At 74.6% G+C, this 9095-nt stretch carries 7 protein-coding genes and 1 pseudogene; 6 read left to right on the top strand and 2 right to left on the bottom strand.

What is annotated here, in order from left to right; genetic code table 11:
- The 4 genes from EF903_RS22585 to EF903_RS22570 form a co-directional block, all read left to right on the top strand.
- On the top strand, window positions 1–1342 hold a 1342-nt coding region (locus EF903_RS22585; RefSeq protein ID WP_399421450.1), incomplete at its 5' end, for a sensor histidine kinase.
- The gene (locus tag EF903_RS22580; RefSeq protein WP_125545959.1) at window positions 1339–2001 is read left to right on the top strand and encodes a response regulator transcription factor; all 663 of its coding nucleotides are present in this window, start codon (window positions 1339–1341) and stop codon (window positions 1999–2001) included. The genes EF903_RS22585 and EF903_RS22580, both read left to right, overlap by 4 nt.
- Before the next feature lie 62 nt (window positions 2002–2063).
- Complete coding sequence (locus EF903_RS22575; protein WP_125545957.1) at window positions 2064–3512, top strand: penicillin-binding protein 2; 1449 nt, start codon at window positions 2064–2066, stop codon at window positions 3510–3512.
- A gap of 46 nt (window positions 3513–3558) precedes the next feature.
- Window positions 3559–4257, top strand: coding sequence for a DsbA family oxidoreductase (locus EF903_RS22570; RefSeq protein WP_125545955.1), 699 nt, complete (start codon window positions 3559–3561; stop codon window positions 4255–4257).
- Here the strand turns inward: EF903_RS22570 and EF903_RS22565 are convergent.
- Window positions 4143–5213: pseudogene (locus EF903_RS22565) on the bottom strand (aminotransferase class V-fold PLP-dependent enzyme); the annotation flags it as partial. The gene EF903_RS22570 and the pseudogene EF903_RS22565 sit on opposite strands and share 115 nt — an antisense overlap.
- A 66-nt stretch (window positions 5214–5279) precedes the next feature.
- On the opposite strand from EF903_RS22565, the gene EF903_RS22560 reads away from it, so the two are divergent.
- Window positions 5280–6368, top strand: coding sequence for an amidohydrolase family protein (locus EF903_RS22560; RefSeq protein WP_125545953.1), 1089 nt, complete (start codon window positions 5280–5282; stop codon window positions 6366–6368).
- A gap of 315 nt (window positions 6369–6683) precedes the next feature.
- The gene (locus EF903_RS22555; protein ID WP_125545951.1) at window positions 6684–7625 is read left to right on the top strand and encodes an SCO1860 family LAETG-anchored protein; all 942 of its coding nucleotides are present in this window, start codon (window positions 6684–6686) and stop codon (window positions 7623–7625) included.
- A 42-nt stretch (window positions 7626–7667) separates the two neighbouring features.
- Here the strand turns inward: EF903_RS22555 and EF903_RS22550 are convergent, their stop codons facing one another.
- The gene (locus EF903_RS22550) at window positions 7668–8903 is read right to left on the bottom strand and encodes a CapA family protein (RefSeq protein ID WP_125545949.1); all 1236 of its coding nucleotides are present in this window, start codon (window positions 8901–8903) and stop codon (window positions 7668–7670) included.
- Window positions 8904–9095 lie beyond the last annotated feature (192 nt).

Genomic DNA, 9095 nt, shown 5'->3' with positions numbered 1-9095 from the left:
GGCGGCGGAGAGTGAGGGGTTCGGGGGAGTGGCGCGGGCGCGGGCTGTCGTCGGGCTGGTGTGCGGAGTGCGGGCGCGGATGCGGTGGGTGCATCTGGTGCTCGGCGGGGCGCTGCTGATGCCGTACTTCCTGCTGGCGCAGGTCGCCGTCGGGATCGCGGCCGGCGGGGTGAACGCGCTGGAGTCCACGCCGCTGACGTTCGCCGCCTACGGCCTGTCCGTGCCGCTCGCCGCGGTGACCGGCGTGTTCGGGCCGGTCCGGCCGATGTCGGCGGCCGCCGTGCGGATGCTGTGCGGGGTGCCGGGGGAGCTTCTGGCGGAGGGGCCGGCCCGGTCCTGGGCGGCCCGCGGGAGGACCGCCGCCTGGTGGTCGCTGCACCTGGGCGTGGGGGCGGCCGTCGCGGGGATGAGCCTGGCCGTGCCGCCGATGGCGGTGGTGCTGATCGCGGTGCCGGTGGTGCGGTCGCTGCGGGAGGCCCCGCTGTCGCTGGTCCACTTCCCCGACGACACCGCCTCCTGGGCGGCGCCGCTCATGGGTCTCGGGATGCTGATCGGGCTGGTCGCGGCCGCCGCGGCGGCGGGGACTCTGCTGGCCCGGGCGGCGCCCGTGCTGCTCGGGCCGACGGCGGCGGACCGGCTGGCCGCGGCCGAGGAGCGGGCCGCCGACCTCGCCGTGCGCAACCGGCTCGCCCGCGAGCTGCACGACGCCGTCGGGCACGCCCTGAGCGCGGTCACCCTGCAGGCGGTCGCGGCCCGCCGGGTCCTCGACCGGGACCCCGAGTTCGTCCGGGAGGCCCTCGCCGCCATCGAGGACACCGCCCGGCGGACCGTGGGCGAACTCGACGGGGTGCTCGGCCTGCTGAGGGACGGCGACCCCGCCGGCCGGGCCGCCGCCGCGCCCGCCCCCACCCTCGCCTCCGACCTGGAGGGGCTGCTGGCCCGCACCCGCGCCGCCGGCACGGCCGTCGCCGACCGGCAGGAGCCGGGGCCCGCCGGGGACTGGTCGGGGCTCCCCCCGATCGCGTCCCGGGAGGCGTACCGGATCGTGCAGGAGGGACTCGGCAACGCCCTGCGGCACGGGGCCGGGACCGTCGAACTGCGGATCGCCGTCCGGAAGGTCCCGGACGGCGGCCCCGGCACCACCGCACACCGAGAACTGGAGATCACCATGACCAATCCGCCCGGGGCCGCGGCCGGCCCCTCCCCGCGCACCACCGGCGGCCGCGGCCTGCACGGGGCCGCCGAGCGGGCCCGGCTTCTCGGCGGCAGTGTCGAGGCCGGGCTGCACCAGGGCCTGTGGCGGCTGCGGGCCGTCCTCCCGCTCGGCGGGGGCGGCCGATGAGCCGGCCCCCGCTGCGGATCGTCCTCGCCGACGACGAGCGCATGGTCCGCACCGCCCTGCGGGTCATCCTCGACGCCGAGCCCGGCCTGGAGGTCGTGGGGGAGGCCGCCGACGGCGCCGAGGCGGTGACCGCCGTCCGCGCCCTCGCGCCCGACGTGGTGCTGATGGACGTCCGGATGCCCGGCATCGACGGCATACGGGCCACCGAGCGGATCCTGGCCGGCACGGCCGAACCGCCCAGGATCCTCGTGGTCACCACCTTCGAGAACGACGCCTACGTGTACGACGCGCTGCGTGCCGGCGCCGCCGGGTTCCTGCTGAAGCGGGCCGACCCCGACGAGCTGGTCGGCGCGGTGCGGCTGGTCGCCCGCGGGGACTCACTGCTCTTCCCCGAGGCCGTCCGCGCGCTCGCCGCGAGCCACGCCGCCGCGGGGCGCGGGGCGGCGGCCTGGGTGGCGCGGCTGACGCACCGGGAGGCCGACGTGCTGCGGCTGATGGCCGCCGGGCTGTCGAACGCCGAGATCGGCGCCCGCCTCGGCGTCGGTGCCCAGACCGTCAAGACGCATGTGGCGGCCGTCCTCGCCAAGACGGGTTCGCGTGACCGCACCCAGGCGGTCATCGCCGCCTACGAAGGGGGATTCGTGATGAGAAAGGCCTGAGAAACGGGCCACACTCGGGCCGGGGAGGAACGTACGGGGGCCGTCGAGCGTCCTTTCGGGAGATGAACAAGACGATCAGGCGTGCGTCGGTCTTCTGCCTGCTCCTGGTGCTGGCCCTGTTGGTCCGGGTCACCTGGGTGCAGGCCTACCAAGGCCAGGCCCTCGCAGACAACGAGCACAACCGCCGGAACCTCATCGGACAGTACGAGAACCCGCTGGGGAACATCATCGTGGGCGGAGAGGCGATCACCGGCTCCGTCAAGACCGGCGGGAAGGACTTCGCGTACAAGCGGACGTACACGGACGGGCCCCTCTACGCCCCGATCACCGGTTTCAGTTCGCAGGCCTTCGGAACGAGCATGCTCGAAGGCGTCTACAAGAAGGTCCTCAACGGCTCGGACGACCGCCTGAAGACCGTCATGGACCTGCTGCTCAACAAGCGGGCCTCGCCGGGCAACGTCGTCACCACGATCGACAAGGACGTCCAGAAGGCGGCCTGGGACGCGCTCCAGAACAAGCAGGGCTCCGCCGTCGCCATCGACCCGAAGACCGGCGAGATCCTCGCCATGGTGAACAACCCGTCCTTCGACCCCGGCCGCATCGCCGGCGCCAACGACAAGAAGGCGTGGGAGGAGCTGTCCGCCGACAACGGCAAGGCGATGGAGAACGTCGCGCTGCGCAAGCCGCAGGCGCCCGGCTCCACCTTCAAGCTGGTCACGCTGGCCGCGGCCATCGAGAACGGGCTCGTCACCGACGTCGACGCCCCGACCGGCATCCCGGACCCCTACACGATCCCCGGGACCAAGACGCTGCTTCCCAGCGAGGCCGGCTCCGCCGCCTGCAACGGCGTCTCGGCGCGCGTCGCGATGCGGCTGTCCTGCAACAACGTGTTCGCCGAACTCGCCTCCAAGCTGGGCCAGGACAAGATGCGGGCGATGGCCGAGAAGCTCGGCTTCAACACGAACACGGAGACCCCCGTCACCACCCGCGTGCCGAGCAAGTACCCCTCCGCGAAGATGTCCGTCGACCAGGTCGCCCAGACCGGCATCGGCCAGTTCGACGTCCAGGCGACCCCGCTCCAGATGGCGATGGTGACCGCCGCGATCGAGAACGACGGCAAGCTCGTCGCGCCGCACTCGGTCTCCGAGGTGACCGACGCGGGCGGCAGCGTCCTGGAGAGCTTCAAGAACCCCAAGACCCATCAGGCCATGAACGCCAAGACCGCCTCGATGCTGCGCGACGTCATGAAGACCGTCGCGACCGAGGGCGGCGGCAAGCCCGCGCAGGTGTCGGGCGCCGAGGTCGGCGGCAAGACGGGCACCGCCCAGCGCGGCGTGAAGAACAACCTGCCGCCGCTCGCCTGGTTCACCTCGTACGGCAAGGCGAAGGGCAAGCAGATCGCCGTGGCCGTGGTGATCGAGAACTCCGACACCGACCGCTCCGAGATCGGCGGCGGCCGCCTGGCAGCCCCCGTCGCCCAGAAGATGATGGAGGCCTGGCTGAAGAAGTAGCCGCCGACGCGTCACCGCCCCCGCAACCGGAAAGAGAAGAAGGAACATGCGCGTCGAGATCTGGAGCGACATCGCCTGCCCCTGGTGCTACATCGGCAAGGCCCGCTTCGCCAAGGGGCTGGCCGCGTTCGCGCACCGGGACCGCGTCGAGGTCGTCTTCCGCTCCTTCGAGCTCGACCCGAACAGCGCCGGGGGCAGCTCCGCCCCGGTCGTCGAGATGCTCGCCGAGAAGTACGGCCGCACCCTCGAAGAGGCCCGCGGCATGGAGGAGCACGTCGCGGCCACCGCCCGCGCCGAAGGCCTGGAGTACCGCACCGAGGGCCGCGACCACGGCAACACCTTCGACATCCACCGGCTGCTGCACCTGGCCGCCGCGCGCGGCCTGCAGGAGGAGCTCCTGGACCGGGCGTTCCGCGCCAACTTCGCCGAGGAGCGGTCCGTCTTCGATCCCGAGGTCCTCGCCGCAGTCGCCGTCGAGGCCGGCCTGGACGAGGCCGAGGTCCGCGCCGTCCTCGCGGACCGCACCGCCTACGCCGCGCAGGTCCGGGCCGACGAGCAGGAAGCCGCCGAACTGGGGGCCAACGCGGTGCCGTTCTTCGTCCTCGACCGCCGCTACGGCATTTCCGGCGGCCAGCCGGCCGAGGTGTTCACCCGCGCCCTGGACGCGGCCGGGTCCGCCGACAGCGCCGCCGCCAGCGCGGTCAGGCAGGCGCGCACCGCCGCCGGGGAGGCGGCCGCACCGTAGTGGTTGACCCGCAGCATCTCCCCGGCCAGCGCACCGCCGCCCGCCGCGAGCGGCGCCTGCGGGTCCGCGGCCAGCGCCTTGGCCGCCACCGCCGAGGCGTCCGCCACGCGCAGCGTCGTCGCCACCGGAGCCGCCTCCGCCGCGCGCTTCACGTACGGGGCCAGCCCGAGGGCCTCCGCGCCCGCCCGGGTCGCCGCCGCGGCCGCCGCGTGGCGGGCCTGCACGGCCGGCAGCCCCTCGGCCGCGATCCGGTCCAGGCACGCCTCCAGCGCCAGCATCTCCAGCTGCGCCGGCGCGTGCAGGAGCGCCCGGCGCCCGCCGTCGATCCAGCGCTCCTTCCAGTCCAGCAGGGACAGGTACGAGCGGCGCGGCGCCGCGGGATTCCCGGCGAACCGCTCCCACGCCCGCTCCGACACCGACACCGCGGACACGCCGGCGGGTCCTCCCATGGCCTTCTGCGCCCCGATCACGCAGAGGTCCACGCCCCACGCGTCGGTCGGCAGCGGCTCCGCCGCGACCGAGGCCACCGCGTCCAGCATGAAGAGCGCCCCGTGGGCCCGTACCGCCTCGCCGATCTCCGCGACCGGGTTGGTGTTCCCGGTCGCCGCCTCGGCGTGCACCAGCGACACGAAGTCGATCCGCGGGTGCGCGGCGAGCGCCGCGGCCACCTGCTCGGCGGTCACCGCCGTGTCGAACGGCACCTCCAGGTCCACCACCTCGGCCCCGCAGTCGCGCAGCCAGTTGCCGAACGTGGTGCCGTACGGGCCCGTCACCACGTTCAGCGCGGCCGAGCCGGGCCGGGCGCCCGAGCGGATGCAGCCCTCCAGCGGCAGCAGCGCCTCGCCTTGCGTGATCACCACGTCCTGGCGGGTGCCGAGCAGGTCCGCCACCCGCCGCTCGATCGACGCGAAGTGCTCCGCGGTCAGCGGCGGCAGGTCCAGGAAGGGGTGGTTCACGGGGTGCTCTCTCTTCGTGCGGGGACTACCCGGGAAGCCTATCCAGGGCGCACGTACAGTTCGGTCATGACGGATGACGTGCTGCATGTGAAGGGACGCGTGCTCGTCGGGCCCGACGACGTCCGCGACGAGCTGTGGGTGGTCGGCGGCCGGATCTCCTACGAGCGCCCGCCCGGAGCCCGCGACACCACCGCCGTGTCCGGCTGGGTGCTTCCCGGCCTCGTCGACGCGCACTGCCACGTGGGACTCGACGCCCACGGCCCCGTCGACGCCGGGACCGCCGAACGGCAGGCGCTGACCGACCGCGACGCGGGCACCCTGCTCATCCGCGACGCCGGCTCCCCCTCCGACACCCGCTGGATCGACGACCGCGACGACCTCCCGAAGATCATCCGGGCGGGGCGGCACATCGCCCGCACCCGCCGCTACATCCGCAACTACGCGCACGAGATCGAGCCGGCCGATCTCGTCGGGTACGTCGCCCGCGAGGCCCGCCGCGGCGACGGCTGGGTGAAACTGGTCGGCGACTGGATCGACCGCGACGCCGGCGACCTCACGGCCTGCTGGCCGCGCGCCGAAGTCGAGGCCGCCATCGCCGAGGCGCACCGGCTGGGCGCCCGGGTCACCGCCCACTGCTTCGCCGAGGACTCGCTGCGCGACCTCGTCGAGGCCGGCATCGACTGCATCGAGCACGCCACCGGGCTCACCGAGGACACGATCCCGCTGTTCGCGGAGCGCGGGGTGGCGATCGTCCCGACGCTGGTGAACATCGCGACGTTCCCGAAGCTTGCGGCCGGCGGCGACGCCAAGTTCCCCCGCTGGTCGGCGCACATGCGGCGGCTCCACGCGCGGCGGTACGACACGGTCCGCTCCGCCTGGGACGCGGGCATCCCCGTCTACGTGGGCACGGACGCGGGCGGCTCCCTGCCGCACGGGCTCGTCGCGGACGAGGTCGCGGAGCTGGTCCGCGCCGGGATCCCGCCGCTCGACGCCCTGTCGGCGACGGCGTGGGCGGCGCGCGAATGGCTGGGAAGGCCCGGCCTCACCGAGGGCGCCCCCGCGGACCTCGTCGTCTACGCGACCGACCCGCGGGCCGACGTACGGGCGCTGGCGCAGCCGCTGCGGGTCGTGGTGAACGGCACGGTCCGGGCCTGACCGGCCGGACCTCCCGCCGCACCACGGGGTTGACGCGGCGTGACGCGGACGCCCCGCCGGTCGTTGGAGACGGCCGCGCGGGGCCGCGGACCGGTGTAACCGCCCACTGGTGTGTGGCGGAAAAGAACTCCCGTTCCGCCTGATGCGAAAGCAATCGAATACGTGGATGGAAACCACCCGTTGGGGTGAACTCACGTCAGGTGGCTGTGCGTTCACTCTCCGTGCGTAAAAAATTCCCTGGGTAACAGGCCGCCGACGCGCGATGTCCCCCATTGGCTGCGCGGCGGCCCCCATCTCCCCGGGGGTTCCACCACCTTGAACCGCTACACCTTCCGCATGCCCGCGGCCGTCCTGCTCGCCACGGGCGCGGTCGCCCTCCTCGCCGCCCCGCCCGCCCACGCCACGGGTGGCGCGGGAACCGCGCCCGGCGGCGCCGACGGCCGGGCCGACGCCGTCGTCCTGCGCGCCGGACTCGACGTGGGCCTGCTCAACAAGGCCGTCCACGTCCCCCTGAAGACCACCCTCAACGAGGTCAGTGCCCCGGCCTCCGCCCAGAAGACCGCCCTCTCCGTCACCCTGGACGGCGTCGAGGGCGGCCGGCCGGTCCACATCCTCAAGGCCGACGCCGCCACCTCCAAGGCCACCGCAGCCCGCGGCCGCGCCGAGGCGGAGGCCAACCTCGCGCGCGCCCGCGTCCACCTGCCGGGACTCCCCGCCCTCTCGCTGATCGAGGTGGAGAAGGCCACCTCCAAGGCGGTGTGCGAAGCCGGGCGCAAGCCGTCCGCCACCTCCAACGTGCTGGGCTCCGTCACCGTCCTCGGCAAGAAGGCCACCCTGTCCGCGGGAGGCCCCACCAAGGTCGAGGTGCCGAAGGTCGGCACGGTGAGCCTGGAGCTGTCCGGCACGGAGACGACCTCCGCCACCGCCGCCGCGGCCGCGCTCCGGCTGAAGGTGTCCGTCAACCCGCTCGACCTGAACGTCGCCCAGGTCGAGGGCGAGGTCGTCCTCGCCGAGGCGCGCTGCCAGTCCCCGGCCGGCCCGCCTCCCTCCTCCGCCGCCCCGGAGCCCTCCGGCGCCGCCGCGCCCGACGTCAAGCCGCAGACCGGGGCCTCCGGGACCGGCGCCGTCATCGGCGGCGGCGCCAACCTGGCCGAGACCGGAGGCAGTTCGGCCACGCCGTGGGTCGCGGGCGGCGCGCTCGTCCTGCTGGGCCTCGGCGGCGTCGCTCTCGTCGTCACCCGCCGCCGCTCCTCCTGACACCGAGGCCGGGGCCGCGGCCGGGCGGAGGCCGGCGGGGCGTCACTTCGTCGCGCGCACCAGCCCCTGCCCGGCGGCTCCGCGCGACAGCACGGCCTCGCCCACCTGGCGGTCGGCGGCGGCGTACTCGGAGCGCTTCGCGGCGCCCGCCGCGGCGCCGCCGCCGGCCGTGCAGGACGTGCACACCACCCGGAACGGAGCGCCCCGGTCCGAGAGCGAGGTCAGGTACTCGGCCTTCACCACCTCCCAGCGGCCCGGATGCGCGGCCGCCGGCGCGAAGGTGAAGCGGGGGATGGACGACATGTTGCCGCGCAGCTTCGCCGGCTCGTAGAAGCTGGCGATCTGATCGCCCGTCCCGTACACCACCCACGTCCCGTTGACCTTCTCGTAGGGCTGCGGGACGTGGTTGTGCGTACCGAGGACCAGGTCGATGTCGGGGAGGCCGTCCGGGCCGCGGGAGGCGGTCAGAGCCTGTGCCAGCTCCTGCTGCTGCCTGTCGGGGGCCGTCTGCCACTCGGAGCCCCAGTGGATGCTGAGGACGACGACGTGGGCGCCCGCGGCGCGCGCCGCACGGGCGTCCGCGATGATCCGGTCCTTGTCGATCAGGTTCACGGCCCACGGCTTCCCGGCCGGCAGCGGGATCCCGTTGGTGCCGTACGTGTAGTCCAGCTGGGCGACCGTCGCGCCGCCCGCGGAGAGCACCGCCGGGGCCTTCGCCTCCTCGGCGGTGCGCGCCGAGCCGACGTGCTTGATGCCGGCCCGGTCGAGGTGGTCGAGGGTGCGGACGAGGCCGTCCCAGCCGTCGTCCAGGGTGTGGTTCGAGGCCGTCGAGCAGCTGTCGTAGCCGGCGTCCCGCAGCGCGTCGGCCAGCTCGTGCGGCGCCTTGAAGGCCGGGTATCCGGTGTAGGGGCCGCCGGGCCGGCCGTACGGTATCTCGTGGTGGCATATCGCGAGGTCGGCGGCCTCCACCACGGGCTTCACCCCGGCCAGTATCTTCCGGAAGTCGTGTCCCGCCCCGCTGCCGGCCGCGTCGCTCGCGGCCTGCGCGATGATCGACGGGTACGGGATCGTGTCGCCCGTCGCGACGAGCGTGAACGGACGCGCCCCCGGCGGCGACGGGCTTGCCGCTCCCGCCTCCGGGCGCCCGCCCGAGAGCCGCTGCTCGGCGGTGCCGCGCGGCTCCCCGCCGCCGAGGAGGGCGGGGCCGGCGAACACCGCCGCGGCCGCCACCGCGGCCAGCCCCGCCGCGGCCGCGCCGGCCTTTGCCGAAACCTTCATTCTGTGTCCCCCCTGCGTGGCCGTCCCTGTGCAGATCATCCCCCGGGCGGGCCGCCGACACCACCCGCGGCCCCACCGGATCCGGTCATCCGCGCAGGTCAGCGGCGCTCCGGGGGTGGCTTCCGCCCCGGTGGGCCCGCTGCTCAGGACGCGCCCCGCGGGGGCCCGGTTCCCGGCTGCCCAGCCCCGCCC

The sequence above is a fragment of the Streptomyces sp. WAC05292 genome (genome assembly GCF_003949955.1).
Taxonomy (GTDB): Bacteria; Actinomycetota; Actinomycetes; order Streptomycetales; family Streptomycetaceae; genus Streptomyces; species Streptomyces globosus.
This window is presented reverse-complemented; position numbering and strand designations above follow the sequence as displayed.